The following is a 1,099-nucleotide window of genomic DNA, read 5'->3' on the forward strand; positions in this document are numbered from 1 at the left end:
TGCCTGCCATATTGCGGTGCCCCTGCTACTCAGGAAGCTTTCCGGGCTGCGTTAGAAGTCATTCAAGAATATCAACAACAATAACTTCAGTATGAGCCAGCACTTTACTGGCTCATTTAAGTTTAATTCAATTTAGTCGAATGAATATTTAAATTACGGTCACCAATTACGACAGCCTGACGGCAAATACCTTCTGCTTTACGTTGATTCTCAAAAACTGCTGCCGACATCGGCTCAAAACTATCAAAAAAGCAGATTTCATTTTGATCTATAGAATAAATGAGCGACTGATTCCCTACCCCTTCTAAAGTGTCGTAGTACACAATCACCATTTTTCCATTTTGAGTCTCTGTTTGAATATCTTGATAGCTCAGCGCTGGCCCAGTTGGTATTCTTAATACCTTTGCTTCTTTATAGCTCATGCGTTCGCTTGGGCTAATATTAGGATCATGATCTGAGTGAAATGACACCTCAAAGCCCAACTTTTTTAAAGCAACGGCTAAAGCAATCGTATAAGTTCCTTCATCGTCATAACGGCAAACTTTAATTAGCTCAGCAACATCAATTTGTACTCCATGATGTTGAAGTACCATCCAAACTGCAAAAAGGCCACAGTTCGCTTCGAGGTTTGCCAAAGATTCGGGAATATTCAAGGCCATAATTTAAATCTAAAGTCGTAATTACGCAGATAATAAACAAAACTGGATTGGCACTAAAAGCTTTTCCAAGTACAATGTTTCGCTAGTCGAGGGATGCTGCGACAAATGATCGGCACTAAAGATCATTTTGCCAGGCTCGACGATCGGTTAAATACTCGTTTTAACCAACAACGGCATCCGCGAACAGAATGATCAATACTATTTTTTCCTAGGAGATCCTGATGAACGCGGTTAATGCTTCATTTACAGATTACAAAGTTGCTGACATCTCACTTGCTGACTACGGCCGTAAAGAAATCAAACTTGCTGAAGCAGAAATGCCAGCTTTGATCGGCTTACGTAAACGCTATGCAGCTTCTAAACCACTTGCTGGTGCAAAAATTCTTGGTTGTATCCACATGACCATTCAAACAGCGGTTCTTATTGAAACGCTTGTTGAA

General features: G+C 40.4%; 2 protein-coding genes and 1 pseudogene. 2 read left to right on the forward strand and 1 reads right to left on the reverse strand.

Annotation, left to right across the window (positions count from 1 at the left end):
* Positions 1 to 84: pseudogene (locus VXQ92_RS20405) on the forward strand (4-carboxymuconolactone decarboxylase); the annotation flags it as partial.
* A gap of 38 nt (positions 85 to 122) precedes the next feature.
* On the opposite strand, the gene VXQ92_RS20410 reads toward VXQ92_RS20405, so the two are convergent.
* Positions 123 to 659, reverse strand: coding sequence for a cysteine peptidase family C39 domain-containing protein (locus tag VXQ92_RS20410; protein ID WP_001196987.1), 537 nt, complete (start codon positions 657 to 659; stop codon positions 123 to 125).
* Between the two features lie 221 nt (positions 660 to 880).
* On the opposite strand from VXQ92_RS20410, the gene VXQ92_RS20415 reads away from it, so the two are divergent.
* The coding region (locus tag VXQ92_RS20415) for an adenosylhomocysteinase (protein ID WP_416683010.1) at positions 881 to 1,099 on the forward strand (219 nt) is incomplete at its 3' end.

The sequence above is a fragment of the Acinetobacter sp. 228 genome (assembly GCF_048147885.1).

Bases quoted from the DNA above. Each gene is read 5' to 3' on its own strand.
- VXQ92_RS20410 (WP_001196987.1), bottom strand. From the start codon at position 659: ATGGCCTTGAATATTCCCGAATCTTTGGCAAACCTCGAAGCGAACTGT.